The sequence below is a fragment of the Klebsiella sp. BIGb0149 genome, assembly GCF_004362605.1.
In the GTDB taxonomy this organism is placed as follows: Bacteria; Pseudomonadota; Gammaproteobacteria; order Enterobacterales; family Enterobacteriaceae; genus Klebsiella; species Klebsiella terrigena.
Genome location: NZ_SNYG01000005.1, coordinates 368,615 through 389,827, shown reverse-complemented (window position 1 = coordinate 389,827; position 21,213 = coordinate 368,615). Strand labels below are relative to the sequence as shown.

15 protein-coding genes and 1 pseudogene are annotated in these 21,213 nt (G+C 63.0%); 9 read left to right on the top strand and 7 right to left on the bottom strand.

Annotated elements, in window-relative coordinates; all coding sequences use genetic code 11:
- Positions 1–37 precede the first annotated feature (37 nt).
- Positions 38–457: a GNAT family N-acetyltransferase gene (locus EDF75_RS19130; RefSeq protein ID WP_133600528.1), complete on the bottom strand. Its 420-nt coding sequence runs from the start codon at positions 455–457 to the stop codon at positions 38–40.
- A gap of 164 nt (positions 458–621) precedes the next feature.
- Here EDF75_RS19130 and EDF75_RS19125 point away from each other — a divergent pair, with 164 nt between their 5' ends.
- Positions 622–1,200 (top strand): YceI family protein, encoded by a 579-nt coding sequence (locus EDF75_RS19125; protein ID WP_133600527.1) that lies wholly within the window; start codon positions 622–624, stop codon positions 1,198–1,200.
- A gap of 36 nt (positions 1,201–1,236) precedes the next feature.
- Here EDF75_RS19125 and EDF75_RS19120 read toward each other — a convergent pair whose 3' ends face one another.
- On the bottom strand, positions 1,237–1,815 hold the full coding sequence (locus EDF75_RS19120) for a cytochrome b (RefSeq protein WP_133600526.1): 579 nt from the start codon (positions 1,813–1,815) through the stop codon (positions 1,237–1,239).
- 203 nt (positions 1,816–2,018) lie between these two features.
- On the opposite strand from EDF75_RS19120, the gene EDF75_RS19115 reads away from it, so the two are divergent.
- From EDF75_RS19115 to EDF75_RS19085, 7 genes are all read left to right on the top strand, one after another.
- On the top strand, positions 2,019–2,651 hold the full coding sequence (locus EDF75_RS19115; RefSeq protein WP_132512864.1) for a response regulator transcription factor: 633 nt from the start codon (positions 2,019–2,021) through the stop codon (positions 2,649–2,651).
- Positions 2,648–4,189 (top strand): MASE1 domain-containing sensor histidine kinase, encoded by a 1,542-nt coding sequence (locus tag EDF75_RS19110; RefSeq protein WP_133600525.1) that lies wholly within the window; start codon positions 2,648–2,650, stop codon positions 4,187–4,189. The genes EDF75_RS19115 and EDF75_RS19110 overlap by 4 nt, the downstream gene beginning before the upstream one ends.
- A gap of 85 nt (positions 4,190–4,274) precedes the next feature.
- Positions 4,275–5,576 carry an MFS transporter family glucose-6-phosphate receptor UhpC gene (gene uhpC / locus EDF75_RS19105; protein WP_133600524.1) on the top strand — a complete coding sequence of 434 codons (1,302 nt, stop codon included), beginning with the start codon at positions 4,275–4,277 and terminating at the stop codon, positions 5,574–5,576.
- An 11-nt stretch (positions 5,577–5,587) separates the two neighbouring features.
- Positions 5,588–6,619, top strand: coding sequence for an ABC transporter substrate-binding protein (locus EDF75_RS19100; protein WP_133600523.1), 1,032 nt, complete (start codon positions 5,588–5,590; stop codon positions 6,617–6,619).
- A 60-nt stretch (positions 6,620–6,679) separates the two neighbouring features.
- On the top strand, positions 6,680–8,758 hold the full coding sequence (locus EDF75_RS19095) for an ABC transporter permease (RefSeq protein WP_133600522.1): 2,079 nt from the start codon (positions 6,680–6,682) through the stop codon (positions 8,756–8,758).
- A gap of 4 nt (positions 8,759–8,762) precedes the next feature.
- Positions 8,763–9,809 carry a ferric ABC transporter ATP-binding protein gene (gene fbpC / locus EDF75_RS19090; RefSeq protein WP_045857214.1) on the top strand — a complete coding sequence of 349 codons (1,047 nt, stop codon included), beginning with the start codon at positions 8,763–8,765 and terminating at the stop codon, positions 9,807–9,809.
- A gap of 449 nt (positions 9,810–10,258) precedes the next feature.
- Positions 10,259–11,812 (top strand): peptide MFS transporter, encoded by a 1,554-nt coding sequence (locus tag EDF75_RS19085; RefSeq protein ID WP_133600521.1) that lies wholly within the window; start codon positions 10,259–10,261, stop codon positions 11,810–11,812.
- A 63-nt stretch (positions 11,813–11,875) separates the two neighbouring features.
- Here EDF75_RS19085 and EDF75_RS19080 read toward each other — a convergent pair whose 3' ends face one another.
- The 3 genes and pseudogenes from EDF75_RS19080 to EDF75_RS19070 form a co-directional block, all read right to left on the bottom strand.
- A complete protein-coding gene (locus tag EDF75_RS19080; protein ID WP_463671440.1) occupies positions 11,876–13,210 on the bottom strand; it encodes a TCR/Tet family MFS transporter in 1,335 nt (444 codons plus the stop codon).
- Positions 13,126–13,713, bottom strand: a pseudogene (locus EDF75_RS19075) (TetR/AcrR family transcriptional regulator); the annotation flags it as partial. The pseudogene EDF75_RS19075 and the gene EDF75_RS19080, both read right to left, overlap by 85 nt.
- A 238-nt stretch (positions 13,714–13,951) precedes the next feature.
- Complete coding sequence (locus tag EDF75_RS19070) at positions 13,952–14,731, bottom strand: acetoin reductase (RefSeq protein WP_123708737.1); 780 nt, start codon at positions 14,729–14,731, stop codon at positions 13,952–13,954.
- A gap of 275 nt (positions 14,732–15,006) precedes the next feature.
- On the opposite strand from EDF75_RS19070, the gene EDF75_RS19065 reads away from it, so the two are divergent.
- A complete protein-coding gene (locus EDF75_RS19065; protein ID WP_133600518.1) occupies positions 15,007–17,748 on the top strand; it encodes a LuxR C-terminal-related transcriptional regulator in 2,742 nt (913 codons plus the stop codon).
- Positions 17,749–17,805: 57 nt separating this feature from the next.
- Here EDF75_RS19065 and EDF75_RS19060 read toward each other — a convergent pair whose 3' ends face one another.
- Positions 17,806–19,272 carry an MdtP family multidrug efflux transporter outer membrane subunit gene (locus EDF75_RS19060; RefSeq protein ID WP_133600517.1) on the bottom strand — a complete coding sequence of 489 codons (1,467 nt, stop codon included), beginning with the start codon at positions 19,270–19,272 and terminating at the stop codon, positions 17,806–17,808.
- Positions 19,269–21,209, bottom strand: coding sequence for an FUSC family protein (locus tag EDF75_RS19055; RefSeq protein ID WP_133600516.1), 1,941 nt, complete (start codon positions 21,207–21,209; stop codon positions 19,269–19,271). Before EDF75_RS19055 ends, EDF75_RS19060 begins: the two co-directional genes overlap by 4 nt.
- Positions 21,210–21,213: the final 4 nt, after the last annotated feature.

Below are 21,213 nucleotides of genomic sequence, written 5' to 3'. Positions count from 1 at the left end.
CGGTTCCTGCTAAAAGAAGGGGGGATGACTCCTCCCTTCACCGCTCTTGCGATCCCCACACCAGCGCCATGCCTTCGCTCTCCGGGCGCACCAGCTTAAAGCCAAATTTTTTATACAGCTCGGGGACGTCGGCGACCAGGCTTACGTAGGCGCCCGCCGGCGCATGCAGCTCAAGCCAGGCCATCAGGTGCTCCATGATTTTTCGTCCCAACCCCTTTCCCTGATGCGCCGGATCGACGGCAATATCGACGATCTCGAAGTTAAGCGCGCCGTCGCCAACGATGCGCCCCATGCCGACAATCAGCCCGGAACGCTCCACGTATACGCCGTGGCAGCTGCGGGGCAGCGCGCGTTTAGCCGCCTCAAGAGGGCGGGGCGTTAAGCCGGAGATAACGCGCAGGCGACAAAAATCCTCTGCCGGAGGAACGGTTTCCACAATAGCGTAGGCTGCTGACATGTACCGATCTCGATAGTGGGCGTTCCCCTGTTTACCATCAACCACGCGTTCGCTCAACCGCTACGTGCGTCGCCGGCAAACGCCCGATCCGCCGGCAAAAATAGCGATGAATAAAAACGGGGCCAGGCGCGTTTACCGGTTATCGACACTGAGGATAACCCACTATGACGCGCACTGTTTCCGCTATCGCCTTCGGGCTCCTGATCGGCCCGGCGCCGCTGTGCGCGATGCCGGTTAGCTACGGCATCAGCACGCCCGACACCGCAATTGGGCTCTCATGGCAGGCTTTCGGCGGCACCTCGCAGGCGCACCTTGCCGGCGTAACGGGGGAGCTGACGCTGGATACGGCTAATGACATGGACGATCGCCTGAGCGTCAACATCCCGGTCGCCACCCTCGCGGCGTCCAATAGCCTGCTGACCTGGCAAATGAAGGGCCGTCTCTTTTTCGATGCCGATCGCTATCCGGCGATCCGCTTTACCAGCAGCCGCGTGGTGGCGCTGGGGGGCGGACGCTTTCGGGTTTTCGGCTATCTCGGCGTCAAAAATATCCTGCGTCCGGTCATTCTCGAGGCGGCTCTCGAAGATCCGACGAACGGCCCCGTCGGCCGGGAGGTGCTGTCGCTGCATGCCACGACCGCCATCTCACGTGCGGCTTTTAATATGGACAGCCTGGCGGCGCTGGTGGGGGATACCGTCACCATTGATATCGCCATCGAGGCTAAAGTCCGGCATCGGGCCTAAACTCCCCCGCGCGCTATTCGCGCGGGAGGGCAGGGATTAACGGCCGGTGCGACCGGGCAGCATCCGGGACAGCACGCCATCGCGAAACAGGTAGTGGTGGGCAAGCGCCGCCAGGGCGTGGGCGCAGGCGAGAATAATCAGCGCCCACGCCACGTTGTTGTGCCACTCCCCGAGGCTATGCCTGAGCGCGGGATCGATGCTTACCCAGCCGGAGAGATCGGGCCCGCCAAAAAAGCGGAACGGCTCCTGCTGCGCCCAGCGAAACAGAAAGCCCAGCGCGGCCTGGGAAAACAGCAACAGGTACAGCGTCCCGTGGACGGCGTGTGCGGCAAGCTTCGTCGGGCGCGAAAGGGGGGCGGGAGGCAGGGCGTAGCGCGGGGAGCGCTGGCTGATAATGCGCCACAGCAGGCGCACGACGATCGTCAGCGCCAGCACGATGCCGCACGAGATATGCAGGGCCTGCAGCTCTTTTCGCAACGGCGTACCGCGTTCCAGCCACGCCCAGATGTGGGCGCTGGAAAAGAGAAAGATGACGCAGGCGGCAGTGAGCCAGTGCAGCGTCAGCGTCAAGCCGTCATAGCGCTGGCGCCGGGCGGTGGGGGATAGTTGTGTCATAACAAGGGACTCCATCAGCGGTGTTGGTGATGGGTAAACGCGTCAGGGGGAGCATCTATTCGGAAAATTTTTTATCGGCCGATCGCCCGCAGCGGCCGGTTTATTGCAATTTTGTTACATTCGTTACATAACGGCGGCTGCGACATTGCCTGCGCCGCGGTAACAGGCATCATAAAACGACCTTCCGCCAAGAGTATTGCATCATGATCAGAGTCGCCCTGGTGGATGACCATGTGGTCGTTCGCTCCGGTTTTGCCCAGCTATTAAATCTGGAAGACGATCTTATCGTGGCGGGGCAGTACAGCAGCGCCGCCGAGGCCTGGCCCGCGCTGATGCGCAGCGACATTGACGTTGCGGTGCTCGACGTCGCCATGCCCGACGAGAACGGCCTGAGCCTGCTCAAACGTCTGCGCCAGCGGCAGCCGGGGTTTCGCGCCATCATTCTCAGCATCTACGACACGCCGGCTTTTGTGCAGAGCGCCATCGACGCCGGCGCGAGCGGCTATCTGACCAAGCGCTGCGGCCCGGAGGAGCTGGTGCAGGCGGTACGTTCGGTGGGGATGGGCGGCCACTATCTGTGCGTTGATGCCCTCAAAGCGCTGCGCGGCGGCGAATCCTCGCCGAAAGCGCTCGACGTCCTGACCCCGCGCGAGCGGGAGATATTCGAGCTGCTGGTGAAAGGGGAGAGCGTGAAGGCGATCGCCTTCAGCCTGGCGCTGAGCCATAAAACCGTCCACGTGCACCGGGCTAACGTACTGGGCAAGCTGCAGTGCGGCAGCACCATTGAGCTGGTGCATTTCGCCCTCGATAATCAGCTGCTGACGGGCCATGGATGAAACGCGCCTCCCGTCATCTGGTCCTGATGCTGTTTATCACCCTGGCCTGGGGAAGCGGCTGGCTGATGCTGTGGACGCTCAGCTTTTATTTGACCCACAACGGCCAGCAGGCGGTGCTGTTTCTGCCGCAGGGCGTCTATCTGGCGCTGCTGATCCTGCTGCCGCGCCGCTTTTGGCCGGCGGTGGTCCTGCCGCCGCTGGCGGCGATCGCCTGGCTGCGCAGCGAACAGCTGCTGACCGGCTACGCGATCGCGATCGTTCCGCTGGTGGGCATGCTGTCGGCGTATATGGCGCAGCGTTTCTGGTACCGCTTTCCGCTCTACTGGCAGCGGCTGTCGCTGCTGATTGCGGCGGTCAGCGCCAACGCGTTGCTCCAGACCCTGGCCCTGATCGCCTTTTTGCAGAGCCCCGCGACGCTGCTCGGGCTGGCCTCGTTTACCGGCGGCGTGCTGCTGGCACCGTTTGTCTATCTGATGTTCGAGTTTTTGCGCCAGCAGCATCGCTACCAGCTGCTGGGGCTGGATACCAGCAACCCGCCGCTGCGCGCCTCGCTGATTATCTGGTGCAGCCTGTTTTTTATCATCGGCATCGGCACCCAGATGGTGCTCTCCCCGGCGCTGGAGCGGCTGCTGCTGATCGTGGTGTTTTTGCCTAACGTGGTGATGGCGTGGAAGTTTGGCTGGCAGGGCGGGGTGCTGTCCGGCCTGCTCGGCAGCATGATGATCGCCATCGCGCGCCAGGTGGGTGGCGGCTTTACGGATCTGCTGGAGCTTGAGATTTTCCTCGCCACCCAGTCGCTGCTCGGGATCGGCCTGGGTATCGCCATCAGCCGCCAGCAGCACCTGGCGCTCAATCTCGATCGCTATCGCCGCCGGCTCGAACAGGAGCTGCAGACGCGGCGCGAGCTGACGGAAAAGCTGATCCACACGGAGGAGGATACCCGCAAGCATCTCGCCCGCGAGCTGCATGATGAAATCGGGCAGAACATCACCGCCATTCAGATCCAGTCGCAGCTGGTCAAGCGGGCCGGCGGCACCGCCCTGGCGATTGAGGCTGCCGGGCAAATCAACGCCCTGGCTCAGCGCATTCACCACTCCACCCGCCAGATGCTGCGCCAGCTGCGCCCCCCGGCGCTGGACGAGCTGTCGCTCAGGGAGGCGCTGCACCATCTGGTGAAAGAGTTCGCCTTTGCCGAGCGCGGGATTAACTGCCGCTTTGACTACCGGCTGGCGGCCCCGCCGGCCAACGAAATCCTGGTCTTTACCCTCTACCGCCTGCTGCAGGAGCTGCTCAATAACGTCAGCAAGCACGCCGGCGCCAGCGAGGTGGCGATCCTGCTTTGCCAGCAGGGAGACGGCCTGTACCTCGAGGTGCGGGACAACGGCAGCGGCCTCGGCCCGCAGAACACGCCGGGCTTTGGCATGCAGGGCATCCGCGAGCGTGTCCACGCCCTCGGCGGGGAGCTGACCCTGGAATCACGCGGCGGCACGCGCGTAATTGTTAACCTGCCCACATTTTCGTCACAAACACTTCGCTAACCAGGAAAAAGTCTTAGCCGCACCGGACTTTCTCTCATTCATTTTGCCCCGCGCTTTTATATCGTCAGCCTAAACGGAGAACGCCATGCCCGCACTGTCTGCTGCACAGATCGCTCAACGCTACCGGACCCAGCGCCCGAGGCTGCTGCTGTGCATGGTCATTGGCTACGCCGCGTTCTACCTGACGCGCAAAAGCATCAACTACGTGCTGCCGGTTTTGCAGCTGGACATGGGGCTGAGCAAAAGCGACATCGGGCTGATCGGTTCGCTGTTCTATCTGAGCTACGGCCTGTCAAAATTTGCCGCCGGATTGTGGCATGACGGCCACGGACAGCGGGCGTTTATGGGGATTGGCCTGCTGGCGACCGGCGTGCTGAACGTGCTGTTCGTGTTTAGCCACTCCCTGCCGGTGCTGCTGTTTATTTGGACGCTAAACGGCTTTTTCCAGGGATGGGGATGGCCGCCCTGCGCCCGGCTGCTCACCCACTGGTACTCGCGCAACGAACGCGGCTTTTGGTGGGGATGCTGGAACACCTCCATCAATATCGGCGGGGCGATAGTGCCGCTGATTTGCGCCTTCGCCGCCCACTTTTGGGGCTGGCGGGCGGCGATGCTGGCACCGGGGATCGTCAGCATCGTGCTCGGTATCTGGCTGACCACCCAGCTGCGGGGCACGCCGCAGGAGGAGGGGCTGCCGACGGTGGGCGAGTGGCGCAACGATCCGCTGGAGCTGCGCCAGGAGCTGCAGAGCCCGCCGATGGGGCTGTGGCAGATGCTGCGCACCACCATGCTGCAGAACCCGATGATCTGGCTGCTGGGCGCCTCATACGTGCTGGTGTATCTGATCCGCATCGCGCTTAACGACTGGGGCAACATCTGGCTGGCGGAGAGCCACGGCGTCAACCTGCTGAGCGCCAACGCCACGGTCATGCTGTTTGAGGCCGGCGGCCTGCTCGGGGCGCTGTTCGCCGGCTGGGGATCGGACCTGCTGTTCAGCGGCCAGCGCGCGCCGATGCTCCTGCTGTTCACGCTGGGGCTCATGGTCTCGGTCGCCGCGCTGTGGCTGGCGCCGGTGCATCACTACGCGCTGCTGGCGATGTGCTTTTTCAGCGTCGGTTTTTTTGTCTTTGGTCCGCAGATGCTCATTGGCCTTGCCGCCGTCGAGTGCGGGCACAAGCAGGCGGCGGGGTCGATCAGCGGCTTTCTCGGCGTGTTTGCCTATCTGGGGGCCGCGCTCGCCGGCTGGCCGCTGTCGCAGGTCATTGAACGCTACGGCTGGTCGGGGATGTTCAGCTTGCTCTCGCTGGCCGCCGTACTGATGGGTTTATTACTGATGCCCCTGCTGATGTCGGGCGTCACCGTTTCACGCAATCACACAACATCCTGAAGGGCTGAATAATGAAAACAACGCTTCTCTCTACCCTCATTGCTTCCGGACTCGCGCTCGCTGCCCTCACCGGTGCGGCGCAGGCAAAAGGCCGTCTGGTGGTCTACTGCAGCGCCACCAACGAAATGTGCGAAGCCGAAACCAAAGCGTTCGGCGACAAGTACGACGTTAAAACCTCGTTTATCCGCAACGGCTCCGGCAGTACCCTGGCGAAGGTGGACGCGGAGAAGAAAAACCCGCAGGCCGACGTCTGGTACGGCGGCACCCTCGATCCGCAGTCGCAGGCCGGTGAAATGGGGCTGCTGCAGCCGTATAAATCTCCGAACCTCGCGCAGATCATGGAGAAATTCCGCGATCCGGCGAAGGTGAAAGGCAACCTCTCCTCGGCGGTTTACGTCGGGATCCTCGGCTTCGGCGTCAACACGCAGCGGCTGAAAGAGAAAAATCTGCCGGTGCCGAAATGCTGGAAGGATCTGACCAAAGCGGAATACAAGGGCGAGATCCAGATTGCCGATCCGCAGAGCTCGGGCACCGCCTACACCGCGCTGGCGACCTTCGTCCAGCTGTGGGGGGAAGATCAGGCGTTTGATTATCTGAAGCAGCTCAACGCCAACGTTTCCCAGTACACCAAATCCGGCATCGCCCCGGCGCGTAACGCCGCCCGCGGCGAAACGGCGATCGGCATCGGCTTCCTCCACGACTACTCGCTGGAAAAAGAGCAGGGCGCGCCGCTGGAGCTGATCTCCCCGTGCGAGGGCACCGGCTATGAGATTGGCGGCGTCAGCATTCTGAAAGGCGCGCGCAACGCAGATAACGCGAAGCTGTTCGTTGACTGGGTGCTGTCGAAGGATGCCCAGGAGCTGGCGTGGAAGAAGGGCAAATCCTATCAAATCCTCACCAACACCACGGCGGAGACCTCGCCAAACTCGCTGAAGCTCGATGACCTCAAGCTTATCAGCTATGACATGGATAAGTACGGCTCAACGGAAGTCCGCAAAGCGCTCATTAACAAATGGGTTGCCGACGTGAAGATGGGTAAATAAGCCCGCGACAAGTGGTTATCGCCCGGCGTTCCCGCCGGGCCAACAGCACCCGGAAAACTTATGTCACACACATTAGCTCTTCATCCCGCGAAAAAACGGGATGCGGTATTCCTGTGGGTTTTACTCGGCTGGCTGGCGTTTGCCCTGCTGCCGGGCTGGAGCCTGGATTATGGCCTGCTGGAGTCGACGCGCGACGAGATCCTCGCCGCCTACGGCTGGTCGCAGATCAACGTTAGCTGGCTGTGGTACCTGCTGCCGAGCCTGCTGCTGGTTCGCCCGCTGAGCGAAGCGCGCCGCGAACAGCGGGCCCGCCACTATTTTGACGCCGGCTGGGCGCTGCTGTGCATGGCCTTTATCGTCATCAGCGCCAGCGTAGAGGGCCGGGGTTTAGGCTATGCCGCCATCGTGCTGTTCGTGGCGCTGGGCGCCATCATGACCCTGGCGCTGACGCGCCTCGAGTGGCTGGGCGGCGATCGCTTTGTCATCGGCTCGCTGATTACCATCATCGCGCTGATCGGCATTTTTATCGTCTGGCCGAGCATCGCCATTTTTATCCCGATGTTCACCAACGCCGCCGGGGAGTTCGCGCCGCTGGCCTTCCTCAGCGTCCTCTCCCAGGCGCATATCGTGCAGGTCATTATCAACTCGATCCTGCTGTCGATTGCCGTCGGGATCGGCTGCACCTTCTTCGGCCTGGTGCTGGCGATTTACACCACCCGCATCGCGAAGCGCAGCGCTATCATCGGGCGCATCTTCTCGATTCTGCCGATCGTCACGCCGCCGTTCGTGGTGGGGCTTGGCGTGACGCTGATGATGGGGCGCTCCGGCTACGTGACCGAATTTATGGTGACCTGGTTCGGGCTGACCAACACCAACTGGCTGTACGGTTTTACCGGCATCTGGCTGGCGCAGGTGCTGGCCTTTACCCCGATGGCGTTTATGATCCTCGACGGCGCCATCAAGACCATTCACCCCTCGCTCGAGGAGGCGTCGTATACCCTGCGCGCCAGCCGCTGGCAAACCTTTAACGGCGTATTCGTCCCGCTGCTCAAGCCGGCGCTGGCGAACGCCTTCCTGATCGTTATCGTGCAGTCGCTGGCCGACTTCAGCAACCCGCTGGTGCTGGGCGGCAACTTCGACGTGCTGGCGACGCAGATCTACTTCTACATTACCGGCTCGCAGCTGGATTATCAGGCCGCCAGCACCCTTGGCGCATTCCTGCTGCTGTTCTCGCTGCTGGTGTTCTGCGTGCAGTATATGTGGATTGGCAAGCGCTCCTACGTGACCGTTTCCGGCAAGTCCTACCGCGGCGACGTGCAGCCGCTGCCGGCGATGCTGGTGCGGGGCGTGGTGGCCCTGCTGGCAATCTGGATTGCCTTCAACGCCCTGCTCTACGGCAGCATTTTCTACGGCAGCTTCACCGTCAACTGGGGCGTGGACTATACCCTGACGCTGGATAACTTTATTAAGCTGTTTGGCCAGGGAATGAGCGACGGCGCGTGGCCTTCGCTGCTTGATACCCTGCTGTATGCCGGGATTGCGGCGCCGATCACCGCCGGTTTTGGCCTGCTGATCGCCTGGGTCGTCGTGCGCCAGCAGTTCAGGGGCAAAAAGACCATCGAATTTACCACCATGCTGTGCTTCGCGGTTCCCGGCACCGTGGCGGGGGTGTCGTACATCCTGGCCTTCAACAGCGCGCCGGTTTACCTCACCGGCACGGCGGCGATTGTGATTATGTCGATGGTGATGCGCAACGTGCCGGTCGGCATTCGCGCGGGCATTGCCGGCCTGGGCCAGATCGATAAATCGCTGGATGAGGCCTCGCTGAGCCTGCGCGCCGGGAGCCTACGCACCATTACCCATATCCTGCTGCCGCTGCTGCGCCCGGCTATTTTGTCGGCGCTGATTTACAGCTTCGTGCGCGCCATTACCACCGTCAGCGCGATTGTCTTCCTCGTCACGCCGGATACCCGGGTGGCAACGGCCTACATTCTCAACCGGGTAGAAGACGGCGAATACGGCGTGGCGATCGCCTACGGCTCCATTCTGATAGTCGTGATGCTGGCGATTATTTTCCTCTTTGACTGGCTGATCGGCGAGGCGCGAATCTCCCGCTCAAAAGCCAAAAATCAGGCGTAATTCTATGACTCAAAAACATTTCGTTGAGCTGCGCAACGTCGGCAAGCGCTTTGGCGATAACACCGTTATCGAAACCATTAACCTTGCCATTCCGCAGGGGCAGATGGTGACGCTGCTCGGCCCGTCCGGCTGCGGGAAAACCACGGTGCTGCGGCTGGTGGCCGGGCTGGAAAAGCCCACCAGCGGGCAGATTTTTATCGATGGCGAAGACGTTACCCACCGCTCCATCCAGCAGCGCGATATCTGCATGGTGTTCCAGTCCTACGCGCTGTTTCCCCATATGTCGCTGGGGGAAAACGTCGGCTACGGCCTGAAGATGCTCGGCGTATCGCGCAGCGAGACAAAAGCGCGGGTGAAGGAGGCGCTGGCGATGGTCGACCTGGAGGGCTATGAGGATCGCTTTGTCGATCAGATCTCTGGCGGGCAGCAGCAGCGCGTGGCGCTGGCCAGGGCGCTGATCCTCAAGCCGAAGGTGCTGCTGTTCGACGAGCCGCTGAGCAACCTTGACGCCAACCTGCGCCGCAGCATGCGGGATAAGATCCGCGAGCTGCAAAAGCAGTTCAATATTACTTCGCTGTACGTCACCCACGATCAGAGCGAGGCCTTTGCGGTCTCCGATACGGTGCTGGTGATGAACAAAGGCAGCATCATGCAGATTGGCTCGCCGCAGGATCTGTATCGTCAGCCGGCTTCACGCTTTATGGCCAGCTTTATGGGCGACGCGAACCTGTTCCCGGCCAGCTTCAGCGCCGAGAGCGTGGAGATCCACGGCTATCGTCTGCCGCGTCCGCCGCACTTTACCGCCAGCGGAAGCGGCACCGTCGGCGTCCGCCCGGAGGCGATTACCCTCAGCCAGCAGGGGCTTGAGAGCCAGCGCTGCGTCATCCGCCACGTGGCCTATATGGGGCCGCAGTATGAGGCGATCGTTGAGTGGCACGGCCAGCAGATTTTGCTGCAAATCAACGCCACCCGCCTGCAGCCCGACGTCGGGGAGAGCTACTACCTGCAGATTCATCCCTACGGGATGTTTATGTTACAGGATGCCGCATAGGAGTCCGCCCCCTGCTTAGCCGCAGGGGGCCGCTGCCGTTTGACGACCGCGCAAAATCAAGAGCCCTGTTTATCCTCATTTCCCGCCGTAGACCCTGCCAACCCTACATTTATCCCGGTTTTAATCACGCTATCCCGCCGCCGCTGGCTATCCATTTATACTGAATGGATATTCATTAACGTTATGTTTATAAACAATAAAATTGTAGAAATTCCCGGCATGGCAATGTCAACAGTATTCACGGCCCAACCAACTTAAAATCTATAAAAGTAGACGTTTGTCGACTTTTCATCTAAAAAGTCTGGGTAAGGGGCTAGACAAAACCACCATCCGGTTATCAAATGGTTAAATAATATTAAATTTTAAGTAAATGATTGGCCAAATGAAAAAATGGTCAACGCGCTTTCCGCGATTTACAAGCGCTTCGGCGCACCTTATTGGGAGAAGTTATGCATTCCTCTGTTAATAAAAACGAAACTCGGACCTTCTTTGGTCACCCCTATCCGCTAGGGTCGCTGTTTTTTACCGAAATGTGGGAGCGATTCTCTTTTTACGGCATTCGCCCGCTTTTAATCCTGTTTATGGCCGCCACCGTCTATGACGGCGGCATGGGGCTGGCGCGCGAAAACGCGTCGGCGATCGTCGGCATCTTCGCCGGCAGCATGTACCTCGCGGCGCTGCCGGGCGGCTGGCTGGCGGATAACTGGCTGGGTCAGCAAAAGGCCGTCTGGTACGGCTCGATTCTGATTGCGCTCGGCCATCTGTCGATTGCCCTCTCTGCGTGGATGGGCGACACCCTGTTCTTTATCGGGCTGATGTTTATCGTGCTCGGTTCCGGCCTGTTTAAGACCTGTATCTCGGTGATGGTCGGCACGCTGTATAAGAAGGGCGACGCGCGCCGCGACGGCGGGTTCTCGCTGTTCTATATGGGCATCAACATGGGCTCGTTTATTGCCCCGCTGATCTCCGGCTGGCTTATCAAATCCCACGGCTGGCACTGGGGCTTTGGTATCGGCGGTATCGGGATGCTGGTGGCGCTGGTTATCTTCCGCCTGTTCGCCGTTCCGGCCATGAAGCGCTACGACAGCGAAGTGGGCCTCGACTCCACATGGAATAGCCCGGTGGCGAAGAAAAACGGCGTCGGCGCCTGGCTGCTGGCGCTGGCGGTCGGGGTTGCGGCGGTGATTGTCCTGATTGCTCAGGGCGTTATCGTGATTAACCCCGTGGCGGTCGCCAGCACCCTGGTGTACGTCATTGCGGCGTCGGTGGCGCTGTACTTTATCTATCTGTTCGCCTTAGCCGGCCTGACCCGCAAAGAGCGCGCTCGCCTGCTGGTGTGCTTTATTCTGCTGGTCTCCGCCGCCTTCTTCTGGTCGGCCTTCGAGCAGAAGCCGACGTCGTTTAACCTGTTTGCCAACGACTACACCAACCGCACCATCGGCAGCTTCGAAATTCCGGCGGTATGGTTCCAGTCGATTAACGCCCTGTTTATCATTCTGCTGGCGCCGGTATTCAGCTGGGCATGGCCGGCGATGGCGCGTAAAAACGTCCGCCTGAGCAGCATCACCAAGTTCGTTATCGGCATTCTCTGCGCCGCCGGCGGCTTCGGTCTGATGATGCTGGCCGCTGAGAACGTGCTGAGCAGCAGCGGAGCGGGCGTATCGCCGCTGTGGCTGGTGGGCAGTATTCTGATGCTGACGCTGGGCGAGCTGTGCCTGAGCCCGATTGGCCTGGCGACCATGACCCTGCTGGCGCCGGAAAGAATGCGCGGCCAGATGATGGGGCTGTGGTTCTGCGCCAGCGCGCTGGGTAACCTGGCCGCCGGCCTGATTGGCGGCCACGTCAAGGCCGATCAGCTGGATATGCTGCCGGATCTCTTCGCCCGCTGCTCGATTGCGCTGCTGATCTGCGCCGCCGTACTCTGCGTGCTGATCGTTCCGGTACGCCGGATGCTGGAAAATACCCAGACTAAAACCGCTCAGAAACCGGCGACTAACGCCTGACGGTAAAAGAAACGATATCCGGCAAACCGGCGCCTGATGCGCCGGTTTTTTTTCGTCTGCGAGCTACGGCTTCCGGCGCGTGCAGCGGTAAATGAGCGGCACGGCAACGGCGTACAGCACCACCACCGACAGCCAGATCGCCCCGGGCCACCGCGTCCTGAGGGCGAAATAGAGCGACGAAAAGGCCAGCGGCGCGACGATCGACGCCAGGCTGACGGTGGAGGCCAGTACGCCCTGCAGCTGCCCCTGCCGGTCGTCGTTGACCTGGCGGGTGGCCAGCGCCTGCAGGGCGGGCGTGCCGATCCCGCCGAGGGCGATCAGCGGCATCACCGCAAAGACGATCCAGCCCTGCTGGGCCAGCGACAGGATAATCAGCGCCGCGCTGGCGCTGGCGATGCCGCAGAGAATGGCCCCGCGCTCGCCGAGCCTGCGGGTTGCCGGGCCGGGCAGAAAGGCCTGCGCCAGCATCTGGCACACGCCGAACGCGCCCAGCGACAGGCCGACCCACAGCCCGTTCCAGTGAAACATATCCTGTCCCCACAGCGTCCAGCAGGTGCCGTAGACCTCCCCGGTGGCGCTTAAGAAGAAGAACACCAGCGCGATGGTGAGCAGCCCTTTGACTGAGAATAGCCAGCGCATGGGCCGCAGGGGATTGAGCTCGGCGAGCGCCATTTTGCGCTTCGCCGGCCGGCGCGACTCCTTCAGGGCCAGCAGCGCCAGCAGGAAATTCGCGCCGTTCAGCACCGCGGCGACGATGAATGGCAGGCGCAGGGCGTAATCGCCGAGCACGCCGCCGAGCACCGGGCCGATGATAAATCCCGCGCCGAAGGTGGCGTTGAACAGCCCGAAGCGGCCGGCGCGCTTTTCCGCCGGCGTCACGTCCGTCAGCCACGCCATCGCCACCGAAAGGTTGGCGCTGGTGAGGCCGGCGATGGCTCGCCCGAGCAGCAGCGGCCACAGATGGCTGGAAAAGGCCATCAGCAGGTAGTTGATCGCCGCCCCGGCCAGCGAAATCAGCAGTATCGGGCGGCGGCCGAAGTTATCGCTGAGCGCGCCGAGCAGGGGCGCGAAAATAAACTGCATCAGGGCGTACAGCGCCGCCAGAACGCCGATGTAGGGGGCGATATCGCCGGTATGGACCACCTCTTTAAGCAGCTGCGGCAGCAGCGGAAAGATCAGCCCGATGCCGACGGCATCGAGCCAGATGGTGATAAAAATGACGCTCAGGGTTCTGTTCATGATCGGCTCAACGCGGGATGCTACGCATAGGGGGTATCCTGCGCGGCGGCGCGGGCGGCGTGAAAGCCGCGCTCGAGGAGCGCGAGAAAGCGCTCGCGTACGACGTCGGCGGGCTGCTCCTGCTGCAGGCGCAGCGCGTCGCCGTAGGCAATGCGCCAGCCGTTGAGCACGATGCTGGCGATCAGCTGCGCCAGCGGATCGTACGCCGGCCGCTGAAGGCGCGACGCGAGCATGGCGCCCAGCGCCCGGGTCAGAAGGGCAAACTGCTCAAGGGCGTAGGCCTGCAGAGACGGGCTGGCCTCAACGCCCTGCCAGAACGCCGCCACCCGACGATCCATTCTCACCAGCGGATGCTGCTGGTTCATCAGCTCTTCGGCCAGCGCTTCCAGCACCGCGACCGGCGCCCGCTGGGGATGCCGATCGAACGCCTGCCGCAGCAGCTGGTGGACTTCGTCGATGCGATCGAAGTAGAGCTCCTCTTTACGCGGGAAATAGTTAAACACGGTCATTTTCGACACGCCGGCCGCGGCGGCAATATCGGCAATGGTGACGTTATCAAAACCGTGCTGAATAAACAGTTCGGTGGCGGTGTTGGAGAGCTGCTGGCGCGTAAGGCGCTTTTTCTGCTCGCGCAGCCCCTCGGCATGCTGGTGGGTATTCACGTATTCGCTCCGTGGTGCTGATGTCGATAATTTTATGTCGGGTAAAATATTATGATCAATATAAAATTAAGTCCAGCGCTATGATGCATCACCGGAGGGCGTGCGGGTGAAGTGAAGCGAATGAAGTAAAAGGTTAAGCAGAAATTCAGCGGGAAATTAAGACGGCAAAAGGCGTGCGGACTGAAGGAGAGGGCGAGTCGAACCGAACCGCGCGCTGAACGCGGCCCGGCGTCAGGATTTAGCGGTAGACGATGCCGCCGTCGATCAGGATCGCCTGACCGGTAACGTAGTCAGAATCCGGGCCGGCGAGATAGGAGACCAGGCTTGCCACGTCGTCCGGCGTTTCGGCACGGCCCAGCGCGATGCCCTCCACGTATTTCTTGTAGGTTTCACCCACCGGCGCGCCGGTGATCTCGGAGAAACGCTTGTCGATCTCGGTCCACATGCCGGTACCGACAATCCCCGGACAGTAGGCGTTTACCGTGATGCCGCGGCTGGCGTACTCTTTGGCCGCCGCCTGGGTCAGCGCGCGGACGGCAAATTTGGTGGCGGAGTAGATCCCCAGCAGAGCGAACCCATCGTGCCCGGCAATAGAGCAGGCGTTGATGATTTTACCTTTCTGCTGACGGTCGATGAATTTTTTCGCCGCGGCCTGAATGCCCCACAGCGTGCCCTGGACGTTGATGCGCATGATGCGATCGACCTCTTCCGGGGTGACGTCTGCCAGCGCCTGCACCTGAGCAATCCCGGCGTTGTTCACGATAATATCGAAGCCGCCCAGCTGCTTTTCCGCTTCGTCAATCGCGGCGTAAACCTGCTCGCGGTCGGCGATATTGGCGACGAAGGTGGCCGCCTTGCGGCCCAGGGCCTCAACCTCAGCGGCGACGGCGGCAATCCCTTCCGGGTTGACGTCGACGAGCATCAGCGATGCGCCATCTTTCGCCAGACGTAAAGCAATCCCGCGGCCAATGCCCTGACCCGCGCCGGTGACCAACGCCACTTTATTTTCGATAGCCATTCTGTACTCACCTTGAGCTGATTAATAAACCACGGCTGCCCGATGCGCTGTGGGCCCGGTGCGGGAAGGGCGCAGCGGGCCAGGGGAGCATCAGCGGCAGAGAATGGCATTACTCTATAGCGGCGGATAGGCGTGGCCTACCCCCCAGCTGGGGGGGAAATGGGGCGCAGTGATGAAAAGCTGGAGCGCGCTCGGATATCGCAGCGATGCCTTGGTTCAACCGCCTCTCCTTGGGTACACTCGGGGAATGGACTGGCTGAAAAGGTAACGGCACGATGGAATTTTTGCCCGCAACGGATGACCCACTGAGTGAATGTGTTTCCGAAGAGCCTCTGGGCTTTACGCGCCAGCTGCCGCTTATCGCCACCCGCTTTACGCCGCCTCGCTCACCCGGTTCGCTGCAGCTGCGCGACCGCCTGCTGCGGCGCCTGGACGCCGCCACCGGCAGCGCGCTGACGCTGGTGTGCGCCCCGGCCGGGTTTGGCAAAACGACCCTGCTGGCCCAGTGGTACCACCATCGCCGGCAGCAGGGTGACGCCCTGGCCTGGCTGAGCATGGATGAAGACGACGGCCCCCCGGCGCTATTTATGCGCTATCTTCAGGCGGCGCTGGCGCCCCTGTGGCAAGGGTGGAGCCCGGCCTTCCTCCGCCAGGCGGATGACGGCCCGGCGGCCGATCTCACGCTGTTTCTGGCGGAGCTGGTGAACCAGCTGCACCGCTGCCCGCACCCGCTGTACCTCATCATTGACGACTACCAGAATATCTCCCACCCGGCGATCCACGCCGGGCTCAGCTGGCTGCTTAACCACGCCCCGGCCGCTCTGCACCTGATTATCGGCAGCCGCTGCCAGCCGACTCTTTCGCTTGGCCGGCTGCAGATGCAGGATCAGCTGGTGGAGGTGGACGATAGCGAGCTGCGCTTTAACGTCGGCGAAGCCCGCGCCTATTTTTCCGCTGCGCCGGCGCCGGGGTTCAGCCAGCAGGAGATCCCCCGGCTGCTGGCCCTGACGGAGGGCTGGGTCGCGGGGATGAAAATGGCTACCTTATCCAGCGGCCCCGCGCACTCCCACCCGGCGGCGGGCGGGCTGAACGCCGGCTCGCGCTCAATTTCCCGCTATCTTGACGAAGTCATTTTTGCCCCCTTGCCCGCCGAGGTGCTCGACTTTCTCCTGCAAACGTCGGTGCTTAACCGCCTGCATCCGGCGCTGTGCGACGCCGTCACCGGCAAAGCTAACGGCGAGGCGATGCTGGCATGGATTGCGCAGCGCAACCTGTTTCTTTCCGCCCTCGACGAGGGCGGGCTGTGGTTTCGCTACCATCCGCTGATGCGCGACGCGCTGCTCTCTCGCCTGCAGCACGGCGGCGAGGGGGATATTCGCCGGCTGCACGAGCGCGCCGGCGCCTGGTTTGCCGGGCAGCAGCTGTGGGCGGAGGCGATCCGCCACGCCCTCGCCGCCGGTAAGGGCGGCGCCGGGCACGCGGAGGCCGGGGCGCAGTCGCTGGCGGAAGAGGGGGACATCGACACGATGGTGCGCTGGATCCGCTACCTGCCGGCGGATCCCGACCCTTCGCGCATCGATCTGCAGATTAACCTCGCCTGGGCGCTGGCGCACCGCTTTCGCTTTCAGGATGCCCGCCAGCTGCTGGACGCGCTCGAAACCCTGGCGGCGGCCAGCGGCGAAGCATTAGCCCACAGCTCGTGGGTCAAGCTGCGGGTGGTGCGGGCGATTTGCGAAGCCTTTGCCGAGAATATCCCGCAGAGCATTGCCATCGTCGAGCCGCTGCTGCGGGAGGTGCCCTGCGGCGACGTATGGGTCGATGGCCTGGTGTGCAACATTCTCAGCTACTGTCATCTCGCCAGCTCCCGGCCGCAGCAGGCCCTCGACGTGCAGCAGCGGGTATCGGGTACGCGCGAGGCCAGCCGCAACCTGTTCGTCGGCGTATACCGGGCCTTCGTCATGGCCCAGGGCTACCTGCGCCAGGGCAACCTGGCGGAGGCCGGGCGTCAGGCCAGCCGGGCGCTGGAGGCTGCGGAACGGCAGACCGGCGCCCGCTCCAGCAGCGGCGCGACGCTGGCACCGATCCTCGCCGAAATCGCCTGGGAGCAGGGGGAAACGCAGCGCATTGACGCGCTGCTGACGCTGCGTCTGGAGACCATCGATGATTTTTGCCCGCCGGACGGCTTTAGCCGCTGCTACATCGTGCTGGCGAGGCGGGCGCGCCTCGAGGCCCGCCCGGAGGACGCCGAGTCCCTGCTGCTGCATGCCGAAGGTCTGGCGGTCCAGCGCGGCTGGCTGCGGGCGCAGGCGCCGCTGCTGGCCGAGCGCCTCAGCCAGCTGCTGCAGGACGGCGACACCTCCGCCGCCGAAGCGCTGCTCTCCCGGCTGCAGGCGCTGGCCGGCGACGCGGACAAAAGCGACGTGGCGCACGCCTCCCTGGCCCTAAGCCACAGCCGGGTGCTGATGGCGAAAGGGGAGGCGGCGGCGGCGGCGCAGCGGCTCGATACGCTGGCGGCCGAGCAGGAGCGCTGCGGGGAGTGGCTGTTCTCCGTGCGCCTGCGGCTGCTGCAGGCCCGGGCCCTGTGGCAGGCGAATGCCCTGGAGCAGGCCGTGGCGGTCGGCGTTCCGGCGCTGCGGCGGGCAATACGCCAGAAGCTGCTGCGCAGCCTGCTGGACGGCGGCCCGGATCTGGCGTCGTTGCTGCAGCTGATCGCTAAACGCGGCGCGGCGGGGGCAGAGTTCAGCGCCGACCTGACGCAGCTGCTGGCGCAGTTTGCCGCTGCCGGGATCCCGCTCAGCGCCGGATGCGCCGCGCCGCCGGACGTACGCCTAACCGAGCGGGAGCGGCAAACCCTGCGCCTGATTGCCGAGGGCTACTCGAATAAGGGGATGGCGCGGGAGCTGGGGATTTCGGCGGAGACCGTCAAATGGCACCTCAAGCAGCTGTACGAAAAGCTGCAGGTCAGCGGCCGCATCCAGGCGCTCAACCAGGCGCGCGAGTGGCGGCTGCTAAGCTAGGCGCGCCGTCACTTCTGCGGGGCCGGGTTCGCCGCCCCGCCTTTATTGCTTCTGGTATTACTTCTCGCCAACTTCCGCCAGCGGGCTGCGATAGTCGCCGCCCAGCGCTTTGATCAGCGTAACGTCGGTGCTCAGGCGCTGGGCCTGAATATCCAGCAGCATCAGCCGCTGGGCGATGGCCGGCCGACGCGCTTCCTGGGCGGCGTAGTAGCTGATCAGCCCGCGCTGATAGTGCGCGCTGGCGCTGTGGGTAGTGGCCATGGCGGCGGTCACCTTCAGCTGCTGGAGCGCCACCTGCTGGTTGAGATCGTTGAGCTGGCTGGAGCTTATTGCCACGTCGCGAACGGCGTCGAGCGCGGCCTGGTTGTACTGCTTGATCAGGATATTGCTGGCGGTGCGCACCGAGCGCAAGTTGGCGTTCAGGCGGCCGCCGTCGAAGATCGGCAGGTAGAGGCCGGGCAGCAGGTTAATCTGCTGGAACGATGATTTAAACAGATCCCCGACGCTCAGCGCGTTATATCCCCAGAAGGCCTTGATATCGAAGTGCGGGTAGAACGCCGCCTTCGCCGCATCGACCTGGCTTAGCGAGGCGGTGACGTAGCCGCGCAGCGCCTGCAGGTCAGGGCGGCGGGCCAGCAGCTCGAAGGAGAGCGAATCGGGAAGCGTTTCCTGCAGCGTCGGCAGCGGCACCGGGTGGATCTCCGGCATGCTGCGGGCGTCGGCGCCGATCAGCGCGCGCAGGGTTTCGCGATACTGGGTCAGGGTGCCTTTAGCGGTAATCGTCTGCTGCTGCGCCGCCAGCAGCTCGGCCTGGGCGTTGGCGATATCGACGCTATCCTCCACGCCCCGACGGGTGCGGTGCTCGTGCGCCTGTACCGACAGGCGGGCAATCTCTTCCAGCTGGTCGAGCAGCGCAATTTTCTGGAAGGTTGCCTGCATCGCGAAGTACAGCTGCGCCACGCTGCTGGCAAGATCCAGCTCGATACCGGCGGTTTCCGCCTGGCGCGCGTTCTTCTCGCCGATGGCCGCCGCGACGTGGGCGCGGTCGGCGCCCCAGAGATCGATATTCAGCGTGGCGCCGACGCCTACCGTATTCAGGGTGTACCAGGGACCGTTTTTATCGACCGGCAGAGAGTAGGAGTAGGGCCAGGTGAACTGCTTATTGGTCACCCGCATGCGGTTTTGCGCCGCCACCGCGGTGGCCTGCACGCCCATTGCCGACTGCGCCAGCTCTACCGTTGACTGCGATTGCGAAATGCGCAGCCGGGCGGCCTGCATGGTCGGGGAGTTCTGCAGGGCGCGGTTCACCAGCATGTTGAGCTGGGCGTCGTCATAGCCTTCCCACCATCTGGCCGTCGGCCAGCCGCTGTTCGCCAGATGAATCACCTGCGCGAGCTCCGCCTGCTGCGGGTTGACGATCCTGACCTGAGAAGGATCGTCCTGAATCAGCGCGCACCCGGCGAGCAGGACGAAGGCGAGGGGTGAGTAGCGCAGGTAGCGTGCTGCGGTGTCCATTTTTCTCATGACTTATCTGCCTGTCGCGAAAGATCTGAAGGTGCGGACGACCACGTCGGTAACGTCGTCAGTAGCGTCGCCAGCGGCGGACCAAAGGGGTTGTTCGGATCCGGATGCAGCCCGCGGGGCGTCTCCGGCGCGGCCTGCTGGCGTTCGATATCCTCGGCGTAGGCCTGAAGCTGCGCGGCGCTGCGCGGGAGAAAATCATCCCCCGGCGCGGCGTACAGCCGGTAGCCTTCGCTTAAGCGCACGATCTCCTGGGCCTGGAGCCAGGTCGCTTTGACCGGCCAGGTTTTGGCCTCCGGATGCGGGTGGGCCCAGGCGTTGAGCGGCTCGGCCGCCACCCGATGCATCAGGGTTTCGGCGCCGTTCAGGGAGTGGAACAGGGGCACCAGCTTGACCTCATCATCCCCGGCGCGTAGGTAGCCGGCGATCTGCCGGTAGAGCCGCGCCAGGCGAGATTTTAGCTGCACGGCTTCGCTATCCGGCCACAGGTAGAGGTGGACGATCGAAGAGACCAGCACCCCGAGCAGGATGCCGATAACCCGATCGCGCAGCTCGGTGAGATTGGCCAGCGGCCCGAACCAGTTGAGGAAGGCCAGCGAAAAGGTAAAGCCAATCTGGATCCCGGCGTAGGCGATGCGCTCCGAGCCGGCGGCAATCCACGCCGACAGCGCCATCACCGGGAGAGTCATCGCCAGCAGCCCGACGATGGATTCGGTATGCGGCTGAACGTAGACGATCATCAGCAGCGCCAGCAGGGTGGCGAGCAGGGCGCCGCCGATGCGCAGCCAGGTCTTCTGCAGGGTCGCCCCTAGCCCCGGCTGGGCGACAATCACGCAGCTCAGCATAATAGTATGAATACCCTGCCAGTCGGCGGCGGTATAAAAAACGTAGCACAGCAGGGTCGCCAGCAGCGTTTTGAGGGCGAAGTGCAGGTAGGCCGGATTGCTCCAGGCATCGGGCAGCAGCAGCGGGGCCTTTTCCTCTTCCCCGGCCGGTAGCGCAACCGCTTCGCCGCGGGCCAGCTTGCCCAGGGTGGCGGCCATCTCCTGCAGGATCACGCCGTTGGCGCTATCCCGGGCGACGATCTCCGGCCGCGCGGGCAGGGTGTCGGCGCGCAGGTTCTCCGCCAATGCCGAGAGCGCGGCGGAGAGCTGCTGGCGCTCCGCGGGATGGTCATCTCCCGGCTGAAGCAGTGCGGCAAGGTGATAGCAATGAAGCGCGGCGGCCATCAGCGATTGCCACCCCTGCGGGTCGGCGGCAATTTCCGGACTGGAGCGGGTGGCCTGCTTATAGAGCGAGTTTAGCTGGGCAAAGTTTTCGGCGATCTCTTTAAACGTCGGCTGGTTTTTCAGCGGCCCCGGCTGCACGAGGAGCTGCGCAACCTGGCGCAGCAGGACGACGATCCGCGCCTTGAGCTGGTAGCCGGGAAACGCCTGCTGAAAACAGGCGTTAACCAGCAGGGTGACCACGATGGCGGTGTTAATAACCACCCACAGCCACAGCAGCAGGCGCACCAGGATCTCGCTCTGACTGGTCATCGACGGGAAGGTTTGCGCGTAGATCACCACCAGCGCCACCACGAAGAAGGCCAGCCCCAGCTTGCCCAGCACCCGCATCAGGTAGATCGCGCCGAAAAACAGCAGCACTGAGGCCACCAGGCGGATCAGCGGATAATCATAGGTCCATTTGATGATCAGCAGCACGCAGCCCAGCGCCACGCTGACGGTGATAAAAAACACCACGCTCACCAGCTTAATCATCAGCACGTTAGGCTGGCTGACGTAAAACACCACGATCAGCGCGACGGCCAGAAAGGGGATCTGCAGCGTCATAAACAGGACGATCAGCACCGCGCAGCTCAGCGTCAGGCGCAGGGTATAGTTGGCCCGGCCCGGCACATCGCGGAGTTCCCGGTTCAGGAACGACCAGAAGTTCTGCATGCCG

What these genes read in the sequence shown, in the direction of transcription:
- EDF75_RS19130 (WP_133600528.1), bottom strand. Translation starts at nt 457, where the DNA reads ATGTCAGCAGCCTACGCTATTGTGGAAACCGTTCCTCCGGCAGAGGAT.
- EDF75_RS19125 (WP_133600527.1), top strand. Translation starts at nt 622, where the DNA reads ATGACGCGCACTGTTTCCGCTATCGCCTTCGGGCTCCTGATCGGCCCG.
- EDF75_RS19120 (WP_133600526.1), bottom strand. Translation starts at nt 1,815, where the DNA reads ATGACACAACTATCCCCCACCGCCCGGCGCCAGCGCTATGACGGCTTG.
- EDF75_RS19115 (WP_132512864.1), top strand. Translation starts at nt 2,019, where the DNA reads ATGATCAGAGTCGCCCTGGTGGATGACCATGTGGTCGTTCGCTCCGGT.
- EDF75_RS19110 (WP_133600525.1), top strand. Translation starts at nt 2,648, where the DNA reads ATGAAACGCGCCTCCCGTCATCTGGTCCTGATGCTGTTTATCACCCTG.
- uhpC (WP_133600524.1), top strand. Translation starts at nt 4,275, where the DNA reads ATGCCCGCACTGTCTGCTGCACAGATCGCTCAACGCTACCGGACCCAG.
- EDF75_RS19100 (WP_133600523.1), top strand. Translation starts at nt 5,588, where the DNA reads ATGAAAACAACGCTTCTCTCTACCCTCATTGCTTCCGGACTCGCGCTC.
- EDF75_RS19095 (WP_133600522.1), top strand. Translation starts at nt 6,680, where the DNA reads ATGTCACACACATTAGCTCTTCATCCCGCGAAAAAACGGGATGCGGTA.
- fbpC (WP_045857214.1), top strand. Translation starts at nt 8,763, where the DNA reads ATGACTCAAAAACATTTCGTTGAGCTGCGCAACGTCGGCAAGCGCTTT.
- EDF75_RS19085 (WP_133600521.1), top strand. Translation starts at nt 10,259, where the DNA reads ATGCATTCCTCTGTTAATAAAAACGAAACTCGGACCTTCTTTGGTCAC.
- EDF75_RS19070 (WP_123708737.1), bottom strand. Translation starts at nt 14,731, where the DNA reads ATGGCTATCGAAAATAAAGTGGCGTTGGTCACCGGCGCGGGTCAGGGC.
- EDF75_RS19065 (WP_133600518.1), top strand. Translation starts at nt 15,007, where the DNA reads ATGGAATTTTTGCCCGCAACGGATGACCCACTGAGTGAATGTGTTTCC.
- EDF75_RS19060 (WP_133600517.1), bottom strand. Translation starts at nt 19,272, where the DNA reads ATGAGAAAAATGGACACCGCAGCACGCTACCTGCGCTACTCACCCCTC.
- EDF75_RS19055 (WP_133600516.1), bottom strand. Translation starts at nt 21,209, where the DNA reads ATGCAGAACTTCTGGTCGTTCCTGAACCGGGAACTCCGCGATGTGCCG.